Consider the following 16,514-nt stretch of genomic DNA (forward strand, 5'->3'; position numbering starts at 1 on the left):
CGCTGTCTTTGTGCTTTAAGAAGAAAACGCTTGTAGCATATTTCCAAAATTCGTTTGGATAGCAACTTAAACAATGTAAATTGATTCATGCCTTTGTTGAAACTGAATATGTATAGTTGTTTTCAGGTTCAATTTCTGTATTTAGGAAACGCCAAAAGAAAGCCAAATCGATGATTTCGGTCATTAAATTTTGGCTTTTCAAGCGGTCGTATTTGTTTTCTGCGTAAAACTTACGTAATCCTACTTCTTTAGATTTGTCGTTGTTTCTTGCTCGTAGAACGTGAGTATAATAACGGAAAATGTCGTCAATGGAAAAGTAACCTTGTTTACAAATTTGGGTAAGGTCTTTCCACGTTTCCGTAAATTCTTTTCTTTTTTCTTCTGTCGTACAGTTGCGATAAATCTGTGCCTTGAAAATATCAGAGTCAGCCAATGGCATACCTCTGTCATTAAGCGTTGAAAAAATTGTCAGTGCGGTATCTTGCGCATCGCATTCAATTGGAAGAATAATACATTTTTGGAGAATAGTTACACAAAGTTCTTTCCATTGCATTGGATTAATCGTTGCGTATTTATCGCATTTTTCTTTAAAATAGCGATAGTTTTTCGAGTAGTTGTCTTGAGCGTTATCATTGAAGTTGCCTGTTTCTAAGATTTTATGGAAAGTTTCGTTATCTTCTTCTGTTGCAACTTCCGAAACAATATGAATTTTTGTTTTGTCCGTAACTTTTTGTGAAATAGGATTTATGTCCCAAATACAAGGTGCAAGTTGATTTTTCAAACCAATTACATCTTCGTCCTCCACCATATCGTCAAGTTTCTTGTAAAATGAACGCAACAACAACATAAACGAAGTAATACGCTGTTGTCCATCAATTATCTCTTGATTTTTGTCATCATTGACGTAAGAAACGATTGTTCCTAAAAAATAGTCCGCACCTGCTTTGGCGTCTGTTTGAGCAAAATTTTCAATGTCGCTCCACAATGTTTCACATTTTTCAATGTTCCATTTGTAAGGTCGTTGATAGTCTGGAATAACGAACTTTTTGTTTTGCATTTCGCTGAATAATTTTCCAACGGTCTTTTTGCTTACGTGTAAATCTGCCATATTTTATTTTCTGTCGTTTTGTCGTTTTTTGTCTTCGCAGGTCGCCTTTGCCTGACCGCTAACGGTTTGGCGATTGGCGAAGAAGCGGATTTCGAAGCGCTAAACTGTCAATCTAGTACAAAAGTTGATACGAGGTAGAATATTCAATTAACCACTGAACCCGCTTTTTTGCCAAACGCCTGTTATCTGCTGGCATTCTTGACTTCTATTACTTTGGGCACTAATTTCAAATGTTGTTGTCTCAAAAATTATTTGTCTGACTCCAACCTTTTGATATATTCTTTCATTTCTGCAATTTCCTTTTCTTGTGCCTTTATAATTCCATCTGCCAACTTTCTTACTTCAGGGTCTTTTATATCTGCCCTTTTACTTGTGAGTATTGCTATTGAATGATGTGGAATCATTGCCTTCATATACAATACATCACCTATTGGAGTTTGTGTTCTGACCAAAGTTAAAGCACTTACAAATAGAATTAAACTACCTAAAAGTATGGCAATATTCTTTTTCTTGTCCTTGTACATCATTTTCATAAACAGTAGCATAATCACCGCCATTGCGGAGATGCCTAAGCAAGTCATATAAAATCGTGTAAGGCTAAAATATACGTGGTCTATTTCGTAGGTATTAAAGTACATTGTTATATACATTGCTATAAATGATGCAAGCAACATCGATAAAAATTTCGTGTAGTGATTTTTCCCTTTCTTGGCTTAGTTCATTTCGTGATTATTTTCCATTTTATGTCTATTTATTAGTTTATGCTGTTTGTTCTTTTCTTATGCTTGCAGATAACTCGTAAATATACGCAAGTATATTGCGTATATTCGCCTGGGTGGGTTGCATTAACGCAATACGCCCGTAGCTCATACGTAACATGTAGTACCAAGTCGTGCCAACTGACTACATAAGTGGCCACTTAATAAGAACACCCGGCGTTTGGCGAAAAAGCGGTAAATTTGGGCGAACTAAATCGAGTTGTTTTGGTAGTTCGCCCGTTTTTTATTCGTCGTGTTGCCGACGGCCCCTCTCTGTACACGCTTTCCTTTTGGTTGCTCTGCGTCAGTAACTTTTTGTTTTCAGCGAGTTTTTCCATGATGATTCCCGAACTGCCCGATTACCTGACCGGCTTGGGCGGCCGCGAATACATCGGACTCATCATCGCGCTTTTTACGCTTACAGCAGGCCTTTCCCGTCCCTTTAGCGGGAAGCTCACCGATACTATTGGCAGGGTGCCGGTCATGGCGTTCGGTTCGCTGGTGTGTTTTATATGCGGCCTACTGTATCCGTATCTGATTACGGTCTGGGGCTTTTTAACACTTCGGCTGGTTCATGGCTTTTCAACCGGTACCAAACCCACCGCCACGGCCGCGTACGTAGCCGACGTAGTACCGGCTACCCGTCGGGGCGAAGCAATGGGCATGTTGGGCCTGTTTACGGCGATGGGCATGTCGCTGGGGCCGGCCATTGGCAGTTGGTTAGCCGATGATTTCTCCATGAACGTCATGTTCTGGACCTCGTCGGCGTTTGCGCTGCTGTCCATCGGCATTCTGCTCCGGATGCCCGAAACGCTGGGCAATACGCAGCCGTTTCGGTTCGGTCTCTTAAAACTGACCAAAGAAGAAATTTTCGATAAGCAGGCGCTGCCGCCGTTTATCGTTCTGCTGTTGCAGTCGTTTTCGTCAGGAGTTGTATTAACGGTGATTTCCAGCTTAAGTACTTCGCTGGGCATCACCAACCGGGGGCTGTTTTTTACGGTGTATACCATTGCTTCGCTCGCGGTTCGGTTACTATTCAGTCGCTCCTCTGACCGGCACGGTCGTTTGCCCGTTTTGTTCATCTCCACCGCCGTGCTGGCCGTATCGATGGCGATGCTGGTCGTTACCGATTCGCCAGTGTGGTTCTGGGCGTCGGCCATTGTGTATGGGATGTCGTGGGGAATGAACTCGCCAACGGTACAGGCCTGGACGGCTGACTTAAGCGACGAAGCGACCCGCGGGCGGGCGATGGCTACCATGTACATTGCGCTGGAAGCCGGTATTGGACTAGGGGCCGTATCGTCGGGATGGTTATTGAATCACGTAGTCGGCAAGGCCGGTTGGGATGCTTCGTTTGCCGTTTCGGGTGGCTTGGCCGTTCTGGCAACGGTGTATCTGGGGTGGCTCTGGCAGAAAAGCAGACGCAAGGTGATGGCCCAAGCTGGACATGAATGACATTGAACCACATATACATCCCTTAGTCGACGCGCTGAACGCAACCGGGTTGGTGCAGACGTTTTCGAGCTGCGAAGGTCATTTCAGGCCCGACGAACAAACGCTCGTTGATCGAAACCGGGCCGAAGTGCGGTTTTTGCCCGCGCCGAACGTATCAAACGAAGCGGTTGAGCGACTGTTAAGCTACGTCTTGACCCGTTTCAAATACCGGCACGGTTTGCTTCCTATTCAGGTTAGTGCCCATAAACTGTACACACCGATCGACAGGGAACGTATTGACGAAACCTTTGTGCTGGAGTTGCGACCCTTTAATCGCTTCGACCCACCCGACCGCAAGCGTAGCGATACTGATCGGGCCATTGAGCAGGTTGTCAAGGTGATTTGCGAGTTCAGGGAGATCGTTGATTAATGAGTTGCTGACGCACGGTTCGTCGTTATGGGGACGCGCGTCAGCAACTCATTGACCAAAATAAGGCAGAAAGCTAAACGTTTCGCCGATTAAAGAATGAACTGGCTCAGGTCGCGGTTTTTAACCAGACCGTTCAGCTTTTCGCCAACCAGCTCTTTCGTCACCACTACGTGCGCGTTGGGGCCAATGGAGTCCGGAATGTCGAACATAAAGTCGTTCATCAAGTGGCTCAGCACCGTTTGCAGCCGCCGGGCTCCGATGTTCTCTACTTCACCATTCACCTCGTACGCAATACGCGCCAGTTCACGTAACGCATCGTCCTGAAACGTAAGCTCGACACCCTCGGCCTGGAGCATTGCTTCGTACTGCTTCGTCAGGGCATTTTTGGGCTCTTTCAAAATCTGGTAGAAATCATCCTCCGACAGGCTCTGCAACTCGACCCGAATTGGGAAACGGCCCTGAAGCTCGGGAATAAGATCGCTCGGCTTGGCTACGTGAAAAGCGCCAGCCGCAATGAACAGAATGTGATCGGTATGAATGACGCCGTATTTAGTATTCACGGCACTGCCTTCGACAATCGGCAGCAGATCGCGCTGAACGCCTTCGCGACTTACGTCGGGGCCACCACCGCCATTACCCGAACGGGCCGACGCTACTTTGTCGATCTCGTCGATGAAAATAATGCCGGCATCTTCGGCTTTGCGAATGGCTTCTTCTTTTACTTCGTCCATATCGATCAGCTTGGCGGCTTCTTCCTCCAGCAGAATCGTTCGGGCTTCGGCAATGGTTACCTTGCGTTTTTTGCCCCGCTTCGGCATCATGCCGCTGATCATCTCCTGAATGTTCATCATCGAAAGATCATCCACTGAGCCGCCCATAACGCCAATGTTTGGGGTTTGCGTCTGCTGCACGTCGATCTCGATTTTCCGATCATCCATTTCGCCGGATCGGATCTTGTCGCGAAACCGCTCCCGCGTTCGTTCGTTCAGCTCGGCATCGGGGTCCTGCTGACCGTTCTCGAATCCCAGATGCTGATTTACGGCCGGTTTAACGGGCGGAATCAGAATGTCCAGAATAGCGTCTTCCACAAGTTGGGCGGCCCGCACTTTTACGGCTTCTTTCTTGGCCGCCCGTACCATGTTCACGGACTGCTCCACCAGGTCACGGACCATGCTCTCCACATCGCGGCCAACGTAACCGACTTCCGTAAACTTCGAGGCTTCGACCTTAATGAACGGAGCATCGGCGATTTTAGCCAGCCGCCGGGCGATTTCGGTTTTGCCGACGCCCGTAGCGCCGATCATCAGAATATTGTTGGGAGTTATCTCGCGCTGCATATCGGCCGCGCTGTTCATCCGGCGCCAGCGATTCCGTAACGCAATGGCCACGTTGCGTTTCGCATCGTGCTGACCGATAATGTATTGATCTAGCTCGGCAACGATCTGCCGGGGAGTAAGGTCTTTGAGTTCAATCATCAGAAAAACAGAGCGCCTTGTGCGCTCCACTCAAAGAAACACCAGAAACAGCAAAATGTGCCAATGATGCCCAAAAAACGTTGCGGGCGGCTTCTGTACAGCCCGAAACGCTGGTAATCCGAATGGGTGATTACCAGCGCCTGCCGTGCGAAAGAGACCTTACTTCGCCTTGCGGATATAAATATTGCCGTGCATATTTTTCATCATCATCTCGGAGCCTCCGCCGTTAATTTTGCCCTGCACCCAGTCTTCAACGCTTACCCGATACATGCCCGACTGGCTGGTTCGGTTGACTTTAGGTTGATTTTTATCAATGTCGATGTCAAAGTCGCTGAAAATATCGCCCTGATCAGACTTGATTTTGACTGATGCTTTGGCGGTTGAGGGTAGCGTTACGTCCACGTTACCGTTCAGGGTGGAGAAGGCCATCGGCGTTTTCGGATCTACCGTTTTGAATGATGCTTTCAGAACTCCGTTCACGGTGTTGGCTACGGCCGATCCTGAGATGTTCGTCAGCTGAATGGCCCCGTTCACGTTCGTCACTTCCAGCTCACCCGTTACGTTATCGACCGTTATATCCCCCTGGTTCACCGTGTTCAGTTTCAGCGAGAAGCGCTGGGGAACCTTGATCGTTAAATCGATTGGCCGCTTCCAGGAGTCGGAGGATACCTGAATGCGGTTGTCTTTTTCTTCGGCGCTGATCTCCATGGAATTGGTGTTCGCTATGCGCTTCATGCCGTTGGAAGCGACCTCTGTAGTTCCTTCCTTATGTCGACGTGCAGTCGATACCGCGTCTATTACTACGTCTTTGCCGCTGTAGCCCACTACGTGGATGGAGCCGTTTACCAGACCAACGGTCAGGAAACCCGGCTTTCCCGGATCGCTCAGGGAAACGGTTAACTGTTCTTTTACGTCGCTCTGGGCGGCTAAAGGCGCGGTCCAGAGGCTAGCTATTAATAGCAGACCTGCCGTCTGTAATTTCGTTGTATTCATGGTATTCAGGATTGCTTTTTAATGTAAATATTTCCGTTAAACGTTTCGAACCAGAGGGCCTTGCCGCCCTTGCCGATCCGAATGGAGGTGTCTTTGTTTAATTTATAGACGGTCTTGTCGCCCTGACGCTCCTGATTCTTAACGACCTGCGTTGGCAAAACTTCGGCGTTCGGAAAGTCGGTGTAAAACGCGCCCTGGAAGCTCTTGAAGTGCAGGTCGGCGGAGAGGTCAGCCGGGTAGGAAACCCGAATGTTTCCGTTCAACGTATAGTACGATGATTTTTCGGGCGGACTTGCCAGGTAATTGATGTCGACGTCCCCATTTATGGTTCGGGCTTCGGTGGCTCCTTTGGCATTCGTCAGCGTGATGGCACCGTTGATATTATTGACCTTAAGCTGTCCGGTAACATTGTTGACCGTTACGTTTCCGTGGTTGATCGTCGATACGCAGAGGTTCATCTGATTCGGGACTTTTACGGTAAAGTCAAGATTAAAATTATAGTCAATGCGGTGGTTTCGCTCCTGTCGGTTCCGGTTAGGCCGTGAATCGAACGGCTCGGCGATATACGCAATGATACTGTCGCCTTTCTGCTCGAACTGAAGCCGAAACTCTTTTTTGCCCGTTTCTAAATCTGCATTATTCTTGGCCGAAATTTCTTTGTCGACTTCCAGCACGACTTTGTCGCCTGAATAACCTTCGACCTTAATAAAGCCGTTGACGTTATAAATCGCCAGGGTACTGCCTCCGGTGGTGTTCGACACCGTAAATTCTTTAGCGATATGTTCTTCAGATTTCTGAGCCGTTGCCGGGGATTGGGCACAAGCGACCACTAATCCCGCCAGGCAGGGGATGATGAACCGGTTCATGATGTGTTTTGATTTAGGGTTTTACGACAATTCTTTAATACTCTGCTGGATTTTACTTTTCACCAGATCATTGAGGTTTTCTTCATTGAGCAGTCGCCGGAGCTGTTTGATGGACCGTTTCTCCTGAAGTTTCACCATAACATCAGCTAAGGCCGATTGAACCAGGGGCGAGTCCTGCTGGGTAATTGACTGCACTAACCCTTCGCGTACTTTGGGGTCTTTGGCCAGCTTCGCCAGGGCCTCCAGCGTAACCAGCCGCACGTTTACATTCGGGTCGTTGTTCAGCGTAGTTAACAAAGCTTCGGCTACGTGATCGTCTACCTGATTGATCTCGCTGGTGTAGCTCACCGCCCGCAGCCGCTCGGACGCGGACGGATTCTCTAGCAGTGACAGCAACATCATCTGGCGCATCTCTCTTACCTGACCCGACAACGTATCAATCTGCTGCTGGTACACGATAGCCGGGCTTTCCTGCCGATGCAGCCAATACCCGCCAGTTAGGCCGAGGCAGAGGATCACCAGGCTATACGCTACCTGGAAAGCCGGCTGGGGCGTAAAGAACTCCCGGAGTTGGGCGAAGAATCCACCCACCGATTTCCGCTGCTCGGTTTCAACGGTGTCTTTATACGTATCGAGCATCGTATGGAACCGCACCCGCATGGTGTCGCTGGGCTCAGGTACCGTCACGTCGCCCATCTGCCGCCACAACTGACTAAAGATATGCAACTCCTGCTGGCAGCCCGCGCACTGCATAACGTGCGTTTCTAACGTAGCGCGCGCAACATCGGGCATCTGGTTGCCGAGCCAGTCAGTAAACTGCTCTCGGGCATTTTCACAGTTTATGGGCTTTGCTTCCATGTTCAATCCTGAGATAAATGTTCTTTAAAGCGGTCATGGCCCGGTGCACCCGCACTTTTATGGCTCCTTCGGTTGTGTTCAAAATCCGGGCAATTTCCTCATACTTCAACTCCTGAAACCGGCTCAATATCAGCACTTCGCGGTTGTCGGCACTGAGCCTGGCCAGGGCATCCTGCAATAGATCGGCCTCCTGCTGTTGCTGAAGTAGCTCATCGGCGGTTGCTCCGCCACCAACCCGTTCGGCCACACTGGCTATATCGTCGTGATAGGCCGATTGCTTGTTTTTTTGCACAAAGTCAGCCAGGACGTTACGGGCCAGGTGATACATCCAGCTTTTGAACTCACCGTCGCCGGTGAAGGTATGGCGGTACTTCAGCATCCGATAAAACACCGTCTGCACCAGGTCTTCACTGGCTTCCCGTTGTCTGGTCATGTGGAACAGAAAGCCAAACAAAGGCTTGTGATACCGCTCGAAGAGCAAGCCCATCTTGTCCAGATCGCCCGCTTTTACTTGGAGCATAAGTGCGTTGTCTGTTAGCGATGTCAACCTGGTAGAAAAGGGTTTAGCGTAGTTGAGACTGGAAACTGACCGACGTAACAAAGGTTACAGGAAATACAAAAAATATTTCTTGGTGAACAAGGCCGCTAAGTCGAACAACTTTCATAAACAGCAGTTTGCTGGTTAACAATAGCAATCTTGTTTAGCATTACAAACCCTGGCCATATGAAGATCTATACGAGTTGTCTGTTTCTTCTTGTGTTCGCTGGCATTGCCGTACAGGCGCAGCACCGCTTTTCAATAGCCCCAACGTACTGGTATACGTACGGTAACTACACGTACCAGGTTCAGAACCTTCTGGACGGCGCTGATATTCAGGGGTCTGGATATAGTAAGGGCTCTTCGCTTGGGCTAACGGCCCGTTATCAGGTTAGGTCAAACCTGAGTATTGGCGTTGGTATCCTCCATGCCTGGCAAACAGCGCATAGCAAGGATAACGTGACCAGTGAGGTGCGTATAACATCCCGGGCTGTTCAGGTGCCTGTCCTCATCAATTATCGATTTGGTCAAAATCGATTGGCTCCGTATCTCTCCGCCGGGGCTGGTTTCGCAAAGAACACCTCGATAAAGCAGTCACGGATTGGAATTAGCGCCATTGCCGGATTAGGCTTAAACTATAGAATCAACTCAGGGATATCCTTGTTGCTACAGCCTACTGCGAGCTACTTACTGTCATCACCTGAGAACGATAGTGCGGTTAACTGGAATTCATTTCGGTCCTACCAGCTTGGCGTACAAGCCCAGTTGATCTGGTTTCTGTAACGAGTTGTCTTATCCATCGCACTCCAGTCAACAGATGACCTTCGTTCGGTTGACTGGAACGTAATGGTTGGCGGGGTCTCGTTTCCCTTCTCGAAGGCGAACATCACGAACAAAACAGGCTATTCGCTTTTCAACGACTTTGTTGGGTTCATAAGAGCCGCTTTAATACTGTGAAAACTTACCGTTAACAGGGCGATACTAACTGCCAGTATTGCCGCTGACGCAAAAATCCACCACGAAAGAGTCGTCTTGTAGGCGAATTCTTGCAACCACCGATTCATAACATACCAAGCTAGGGGAGAAGCCAGGAAAATTGCGATGATAACCAGCTTTAAAAAGTCTTTCGACAATAACACAATCACGTTACCAACGCTGGCGCCCATTACTTTACGTATACCAATCTCCTTGGTGCGGTTTGTTGCCGTGAACATGGCCAACCCCAACAGTCCTAAACTGGCAATGCCAATGGCCAAGAAAGAAAACCAACTCAATAAGCTAGCCAAGACTTCGTCAGATTGATACTGCTGCTGGAAGTGAGTATCCAAGAAAAAAGACTCGAATGCATTAGCCGGGAAAGCCTCCTGAAAAGCTTTTTGAATGGTTGCTACAGAATTACTCAAACTGGTGCCGCTCAATTGAATCGTCAGATAGTCGCTTTCCCAGGGCAGGTGCTGCAAAATGATAGGCCGATTGGATGTGTCCAGCGATTGCTGATGGAAGTCTTTTACCACGCCAATAACGGTTTTAGGGGAATGACCCCCATCGGCAAGCTGCTGGTTGATCGCTTCCTGAGGTGTAGTAAAGCCAAAAGCACGTAAAGCGGTTTGATTGATGATAATGGCATTATTATCACGGGCCAGATCTTTGTAAAAATCCCGGCCTGCCAGTAGTTCAATTCTGTAGGTGGAGATATAATCTTCGTCGACCGCCAGGAGACTACAGCGTTTATAATTGTTTGTCGGATCAGGATACCGCTGGAAATCATTGGTCCAGAAGATTTCTTGTCCAGGAACTTCCGAAGAGGCCGTCACTTGCTTAACGCTGCTACTGGCTGCTAACCGATCCTTAAAATAGCCAATGTCATTCGTGAAGCTATTCGTCCGTAACACTTTAGGGGCTTTGACAATTAGCTTCTGGTCGATGTGGATGCCCAAATCCTGAGTTTGCATAAACTTGATCTGCCGATTAATAACCAAAGTGGCAATGACCAGGCCGATCGAAGCTGTAAACTGAAATACTATTAACGCTTTGCGAAACGATTCGCCACCGATCTGTTTTGACAGACGCCCTTTCAATACGGCGATGGGGCTGAATGAGGACAGGATAAAAGCGGGATAGAACCCGGATAGGACAAATCCTACCAGAAAAATAGAGACGGCAGCCACCCAGAACAAAGGTTGTTGAACCACATTAAACCCAATACCGGTATGAACCCAGCTGTCAAAGAAAGCTAGTGCTATTAAAAAAAGTCCCGCAGCCAGAAGAACAGATAGGCTATTAATGGTAAGGGATTCGAACAGAAACTGGCCGATAAGCTGTCCTTTTTGTGAGCCCAATGCCTTTCGTATGCCTACCTCTTTGGCTCGTTCAATGCCCTTTGCGGTAGAGAGATTTATATAATTTAGCCAGCCGATCGCCAGGATAAAAAAGGCAACTAACAGCAGCCCATATACAATTTCGATTTTGCCGTTTGCTTCAACTTCAGAGACTATCCGGGAATAAAGATGAATACTACGTAGGGGTTGCAGTACAAAGCGTTGCTGCAAATTGTATTTCTTTAACTGACTACCTAAGTGCTGTTGAATAATATCGGCAAATCGAGCTTCCAGCGTCTTAGGCGAACTGCCCGGTTTCAGCAGTAAATAGGTATAAAAGTTGGTCCAGTACCAGCCCCCATACAGGAATTGCTGATTCCGGAGTAGCTTTTGAATAGAGAACAGAAAATCGATCTGGATATGACTGTTGTAAGGAAGGTCAGCAAAAACGCCTTCGACTACGTAGTTGCCTCCTTCCCATTCGGTACTTAACTGGATGATTTTACCTAGTGGATTGTCCTGGCCAAAGTACTTCCTGGCCATTGATTCGGATAGTACGACCGATTCGGGTCGATGGAGCACCTGATTCGCAGCAGTACGTAACAACGGAACCGAAAAGACACTGAAGAAGGAAGAATCAGCATAGAACGCCTTTTTCTCGTGGTAACTGACCAATTCGCCTATTTTCTTGTGATGGCTAACCATACCATCGGCCCGGTGCAGCCGAACGAAGTTGTCAACCTCAGGCAAAGCGTCTTTTATGGCTGGTCCCGCGGCATAATAACTGATGGCACTGCTAGTTGACAGGACATTATTTTTGTAGTCATCCAGTCGGATGCGATAAATGTCGTCCGCCTTCGTATGGAAGTTGTCAAAGCTAAATTCAGAAATAACGTACTGAATAATAATCAGATAAGCCGCCATGCTGGATGCCAGTCCAAAAATCATGATGAATGAAATGCTTTTATGTTTGAGCAGGTTTCGCCAGGCGATTTTGACGTAATTACTTATCATGATTGCCACGAGTCAGGGACAGGAACTGACGACAAACAAATCTATAACTTATTTTTTAGTTGAAAAACTAATTGATTAGTTAATTGGCAGCGTCAAATATTTTCAGACGTGGGCTGTGATGGGTCGTATGCGTTACGTTTCAACGCATGTTGAGATGAAATCCAGGTCAGGCCCGAAGCTGAACAATGTTGAGCCATATCTAAACAACCAGACAATACGTCGGTCGTACGTTGAGGCAGGGGTTGAGAAATCAGCGGAACCAGCCGCTGACGTTATTTGATGCGGCTGCAGTCAGTAATGAGATCTTCTACTGCGTTTTAACCCCGTTGAGAAACCTAAAGATGCGCTTCTCTTTGAGCGACCTGACGCGATCCGGAGGTTATGAAAACGGTCAGTAGAGCGGGGGGCAATTGTTAGGACTGTAGCAAACTTACCCTTATGTGCTGACGAACAATAAGGGCCTTATCGTTCGTCAGCGGCTGCTGCCCAGCGTATTCTTTACCCCGGATGGCCTTCGTTCGGTGGGGTGGACGTAACGGGCTGATCGGTTAGTGCCTGTTTCGCGTCGATGATAAATTCAGCCAGTTCCCGGAAGCATCCCTGCCCGCCATTGGCCTCGCAGCAGTAATCGACCACCGCTTTGTTGTAGCGCGTTGCGTCGGCGGGACAGGCCGAAAAGCCGACCGCCTGTAAAATCTCCAGGTCGTTTACGTCGTCGCCAATAAATGCCACCTCAGAAGCGTCCAGCCCTTTACGGGTCAGGATTCCCTTCAGCAGTGAAAGTTTATCACTGGCACCCAGGTGCAGTTCCGTGATCTTCAGTTTCGCGGCTCTCGTCACCACCGAAGGCGATGTTTCGCCCGTAACGATCCCGGTTTCAATGCCGAACATCTCGCGCAGCCGGACTACGCCCATACCATCCCGGATGTTGAAACGCTTGAAAATTTCCCCTGATTCGCCGTAATACACACCCGCGTCGGTCAGAACGCCGTCGCAATCGGTTAAGACTAATTTTATGCGGGCGGCCTTTGCCCGAAGAACTGGATTCATAGTCAGATAATTAAGCTGCGAACGTAACGGGTCCGCAAACGATTTCGAACCACAAAGCTAGTGGATCAACTTGTCTAAATCGATGCGCAGCGACAACTGACTGGTTCCCGCGGTTGGAACAGCCGAGAATCGACCATACGTTAACTGGAATCCTTTTGCCTGCACCGACGCCCCGAATGAAATACCGGCGGCCCCGCCAAACGTCGTCAGTCGACCTTCCTGCCGCTTCTGATGATTATAGCCGACCAGCAGATGCACATTACGGCTGATGAGCAACTCCGCGCCAACGTTGATATGCCGGGCTATCTTCTCGGCGATGCCCACCGACTGCGGTACGGGATTGCCGTTGAGGTCATACCGGACGTTAAGACTGGGATCGTTGTAACTTATATCGAAGCGTTGCAGGTGATGGGCGGTCAGGGTGAGTCGAATGGGTGCGTGCTGTGGTTTCAACGTAACGCCAGCCTGCAAGTCGAAGGGAAGGTCAGCATCAGCCGGTCCATAATTTTTGAACAGGTAGCCCACATTTTTAGCGACCAGGCCGAACGTCAGACCATGTTTGGGGTGCCGCCAGACACCACCAAAATCGGCCAGCAGCCCAAAGGCCGAATACGTTTCAATCGCTGACCCAACGGCTTTCACCGTAACGCCGAGCGTAAAATTGCCTTCCGTGCGGGCGTGGGTCAGACTTAAGGCGTAATCATTGGCGGTGAACGTACCGAGCGAAATACCGGCTGGGTCGGTCAGCGTAAACTGCCCGTAGCTGAGGTACTGCAGCCCCACAGCCCATTTGTCGCCCGATTGAATCGGTAATCCGTATTGGAGAGTGTAATATTTGGCCGCTGCCAGATAAGGCATCAGGCTGATGGCCAACTGATTGTTACGAATTGAATCCGCCAGGGCGGGGTTGTTCAGATGATACGCACCATCCGGCTGAATGGCAGTGGCGACCTGTCCGCCCAGGGCGGCTACCCGGGCGTGCGTAGGAAGGTCCAGAAACGAAAATACCCGCTGCCCGCCCAGCGGTTGAGCCATAACTGCCGTGGCAGACAGCAGTGCGAAGAGCAATAAAAGGGAACGGACTATCAAGCGGAATGGGCGCAGTTCAACGCAAAGAAACACCAATTTTACGTGGCACCGACACACCGGCCTCACAAACCTCAAAGAGCGAAGCAGATCCAAAGGAAATCGGAACGAATACCGTTGGTTACAGCGCAAACCCCAGTTTAACCCCGGCTGATACGTTGGGAGCTACCCGCAATCCATTCGCATTAAAGCGATTGAACATACCGGTAAAGCTTTCCGTATAACCCGGTTCGGACCAGTTGCCACTGTTGTCCTGGTTAACCAATCGAACACCAAGACCCGCGTATACGTCCCATAAGACCCGCGCCCGACCTTGCTGTGGCGTGGTCGTCCAGCCAAATTGCCGCCCAAATTTGATACTGAGACTTAAGCTGTTTCGTCGAATAAGCGTCTGGTATTGAGGGCGTACCTCAGCGGGCAGTGTCGGGTTTCGACCCGGTAAATCACTCCAGTTGTGCCAGACGTTGAGCAGTTTGGTATACGCTTCGAACGCGAAATAATTGCCCAGCGGGTAGGTGGTATAAATTCGAATGTTCTTTGAGAGGTTTGTACGGTACCGACCCGTGTAGACACGCCATTCGGCTTTGATGCGCCAGGTGCCCGCATGCTGGAACGAAAAGCCTGGGTTGTTCCAGCTGGGACGTCCGTATCCAAACTCCGCCTGAACCGACGTGCGCTGACCCGTTCGTATCTCTGCTGCACCAGACCAGGTTGGGTCAGCATCCAGCAAAGCCAATGGAACTACTTTCAGAATAAGGCGGGCTGGTCGTTGGTAGGTTAGGGTGGAATCCTGCGCCAGTACAGACGTAGCAGACAGACAAAGGCAGAAAAGAAAGAATAAACGCATCATAACGGCGCTTCGGTAAATGTTAGTCCGAAACAATATACAAACCAGTCGAACCCGTTTGAATCATAAAGAAAAATTAACTTTGCCAGCACTGGTCTCAACAAACGAATCTTATGCAACCGGAAACCCGTCCCGATACGTCCCATACAAACTTAGACAAACCGTCGAAACCCGAACTACTGGCCCAAAAAAATGCCGAAGCTGAACTGGGAGGTGGCCAGAAACGCATCGATGCGCAACATGCCAAAGGTAAGCTTACCGCCCGCGAACGCATCGCCTTGCTGGTCGATGAGGAATCGTTTGAAGAAATTGGCAAGTTTGTCATGCACCGCACCCGCGATTTTGGCTTGGACAAAGAACATTACCTGGGGGATGGTGTAGTAACCGGGTATGGTACGGTTGAGGGACGGCTGGTGTACGTATTTGCTCAGGATTTCACCGTTTTTGGCGGGGCCTTATCCGAAACTCATGCCGAGAAAATCTGCAAGGTGATGGATCTGGCCATGCAGAACGGCGCACCAATCATCGGCCTGAATGACTCGGGCGGGGCCCGAATACAGGAGGGGGTCTTGTCGCTGGCGGGCTATGCCGATATTTTTTACCGCAACACCCGGGCGTCGGGCGTTATTCCGCAGTTGTCGGCCATCATGGGCCCCTGTGCGGGGGGCGCCGTTTACAGCCCGGCTATCACTGACTTTATTTTTATGGTCGAGAACACGAGCTATATGTTCGTGACCGGACCGAACGTAGTGAAAACCGTTACGCACGAAACCGTTACGGCCGAAGAACTGGGCGGAGCCAGTACACACAGCACGAAGTCGGGCGTAACGCACTTTGCCTGCGAGAACGAACTGGCCTGTATTCAGCACCTCAAGCAGTTGTTGAGTTATATCCCGCAGAACTGCGAAGAGGATGCGCCGATGCTGCCATACGAGCCGACGGATGAGGCCCGCCCAGCGTTAAACAACCTTATTCCCGACAACCCGAACCAGCCGTACGACATGCGGGAGGTGATCGAAGAACTCGTGGATGCAAACTCGTTTCTGGAGGTACACAAGAACTTCGCCGAGAACATCGTCGTTGGTTTCGCCCGGATTGGCGGACGTAGCGTCGGGGTGGTGGGCAACCAGCCAGCGGTGCTGGCGGGGGTACTCGACATCCACGCGAGTACGAAAGCCGCCCGGTTTGTGCGTTTCTGCGACAGTTTTAACGTACCGTTGTTAGTGCTGGAAGACGTACCGGGTTTCTTACCGGGGACTGATCAGGAGTGGAACGGCATCATTACGAATGGGGCCAAGCTGCTGTACGCCTTCTGTGAGGCCACCGTTCCCCGCGTTACGGTCATCACCCGCAAAGCCTACGGTGGGGCTTACGACGTAATGAACTCCAAGCACATTGGCGCTGATATGAACTACGCCTGGCCGTCGGCCGAGATTGCCGTGATGGGCGCGAGCGGAGCTGCCGAAATTATTTTCAAACGGGAAATAGCGGAAGCCGAAGATCCGCAGGCGAAACTACAGGAAAAGGTGCAGGAGTATACCGAGAAGTTTGCGAACCCGTACCGGGCGGCCCATCGGGGCTATATCGACGAAGTAATCAGGCCCGACCAGACCCGGAAGAAGCTGATCCGGGCCTTTACGATGCTGGAGAACAAAGTAGCCACTATGCCCCGCAAAAAACACGGCAATATTCCCCTATAACGTACACGATGACAAACCAGACTCCCAAAAGGCCAGGCA

General features: G+C 49.6%; 15 protein-coding genes. 4 read left to right on the top strand and 11 right to left on the bottom strand.

Going from position 1 to position 16,514, the window contains the following annotated elements; all coding sequences use genetic code 11:
* Positions 1–85 precede the first annotated feature (85 nt).
* Together ACYVBJ_RS08705 and ACYVBJ_RS08710 are read right to left on the bottom strand one after the other, a co-directional pair.
* Positions 86–1,108 carry a DUF262 domain-containing protein gene (locus ACYVBJ_RS08705; RefSeq protein ID WP_460981898.1) on the bottom strand — a complete coding sequence of 341 codons (1,023 nt, stop codon included), beginning with the start codon at positions 1,106–1,108 and terminating at the stop codon, positions 86–88.
* Between the two features lie 248 nt (positions 1,109–1,356).
* The gene (locus tag ACYVBJ_RS08710; RefSeq protein ID WP_460981899.1) at positions 1,357–1,689 is read right to left on the bottom strand and encodes a DUF305 domain-containing protein; all 333 of its coding nucleotides are present in this window, start codon (positions 1,687–1,689) and stop codon (positions 1,357–1,359) included.
* Between the two features lie 402 nt (positions 1,690–2,091).
* Here ACYVBJ_RS08710 and ACYVBJ_RS08715 point away from each other — a divergent pair, with 402 nt between their 5' ends.
* Entirely contained in the window at positions 2,092–3,321 is a 1,230-nt protein-coding gene (locus tag ACYVBJ_RS08715) for an MFS transporter (RefSeq protein ID WP_460981900.1), read from the top strand.
* Positions 3,314–3,730, top strand: a complete 417-nt coding sequence (locus ACYVBJ_RS08720) for a hypothetical protein (RefSeq protein WP_460981901.1) — start codon at positions 3,314–3,316, stop codon at positions 3,728–3,730. The genes ACYVBJ_RS08715 and ACYVBJ_RS08720 overlap by 8 nt, the downstream gene beginning before the upstream one ends.
* A gap of 89 nt (positions 3,731–3,819) precedes the next feature.
* Here the strand turns inward: ACYVBJ_RS08720 and hslU are convergent, their stop codons facing one another.
* The 5 genes from hslU to ACYVBJ_RS08745 form a co-directional block, all read right to left on the bottom strand.
* Positions 3,820–5,205 (bottom strand): ATP-dependent protease ATPase subunit HslU, encoded by a 1,386-nt coding sequence (hslU, locus tag ACYVBJ_RS08725; protein ID WP_460981902.1) that lies wholly within the window; start codon positions 5,203–5,205, stop codon positions 3,820–3,822.
* 159 nt (positions 5,206–5,364) lie between these two features.
* Positions 5,365–6,198 (bottom strand): DUF4097 family beta strand repeat-containing protein, encoded by an 834-nt coding sequence (locus tag ACYVBJ_RS08730; RefSeq protein WP_460981903.1) that lies wholly within the window; start codon positions 6,196–6,198, stop codon positions 5,365–5,367.
* A gap of 5 nt (positions 6,199–6,203) precedes the next feature.
* Positions 6,204–7,064 (bottom strand): DUF4097 family beta strand repeat-containing protein, encoded by an 861-nt coding sequence (locus ACYVBJ_RS08735; protein WP_460981904.1) that lies wholly within the window; start codon positions 7,062–7,064, stop codon positions 6,204–6,206.
* A 21-nt stretch (positions 7,065–7,085) separates the two neighbouring features.
* Positions 7,086–7,922, bottom strand: coding sequence for a HEAT repeat domain-containing protein (locus tag ACYVBJ_RS08740; RefSeq protein WP_460981905.1), 837 nt, complete (start codon positions 7,920–7,922; stop codon positions 7,086–7,088).
* Complete coding sequence (locus tag ACYVBJ_RS08745; RefSeq protein ID WP_460981906.1) at positions 7,897–8,442, bottom strand: RNA polymerase sigma factor; 546 nt, start codon at positions 8,440–8,442, stop codon at positions 7,897–7,899. Before ACYVBJ_RS08745 ends, ACYVBJ_RS08740 begins: the two co-directional genes overlap by 26 nt.
* A gap of 204 nt (positions 8,443–8,646) precedes the next feature.
* On the opposite strand from ACYVBJ_RS08745, the gene ACYVBJ_RS08750 reads away from it, so the two are divergent.
* Positions 8,647–9,243 (top strand): outer membrane beta-barrel protein, encoded by a 597-nt coding sequence (locus tag ACYVBJ_RS08750; RefSeq protein WP_460981907.1) that lies wholly within the window; start codon positions 8,647–8,649, stop codon positions 9,241–9,243.
* Positions 9,244–9,362: 119 nt separating this feature from the next.
* Here the strand turns inward: ACYVBJ_RS08750 and ACYVBJ_RS08755 are convergent, their stop codons facing one another.
* The 4 genes from ACYVBJ_RS08755 to ACYVBJ_RS08770 all read right to left on the bottom strand — a co-directional run bounded on the left by ACYVBJ_RS08755 (position 9,363) and on the right by ACYVBJ_RS08770 (position 14,778).
* A complete protein-coding gene (locus ACYVBJ_RS08755; protein ID WP_460981908.1) occupies positions 9,363–11,792 on the bottom strand; it encodes an ABC transporter permease in 2,430 nt (809 codons plus the stop codon).
* 498 nt (positions 11,793–12,290) lie between these two features.
* Positions 12,291–12,842, bottom strand: coding sequence for a KdsC family phosphatase (locus ACYVBJ_RS08760; protein WP_460981909.1), 552 nt, complete (start codon positions 12,840–12,842; stop codon positions 12,291–12,293).
* Positions 12,843–12,899: 57 nt separating this feature from the next.
* The gene (gene porQ / locus ACYVBJ_RS08765; protein WP_460981910.1) at positions 12,900–13,964 is read right to left on the bottom strand and encodes a type IX secretion system protein PorQ; all 1,065 of its coding nucleotides are present in this window, start codon (positions 13,962–13,964) and stop codon (positions 12,900–12,902) included.
* Between the two features lie 85 nt (positions 13,965–14,049).
* Complete coding sequence (locus ACYVBJ_RS08770) at positions 14,050–14,778, bottom strand: hypothetical protein (protein WP_460981911.1); 729 nt, start codon at positions 14,776–14,778, stop codon at positions 14,050–14,052.
* 110 nt (positions 14,779–14,888) lie between these two features.
* Here ACYVBJ_RS08770 and ACYVBJ_RS08775 point away from each other — a divergent pair, with 110 nt between their 5' ends.
* Complete coding sequence (locus ACYVBJ_RS08775; RefSeq protein WP_460981912.1) at positions 14,889–16,475, top strand: acyl-CoA carboxylase subunit beta; 1,587 nt, start codon at positions 14,889–14,891, stop codon at positions 16,473–16,475.
* Positions 16,476–16,514 lie beyond the last annotated feature (39 nt).

The organism is Spirosoma fluminis, from assembly GCF_054778895.1.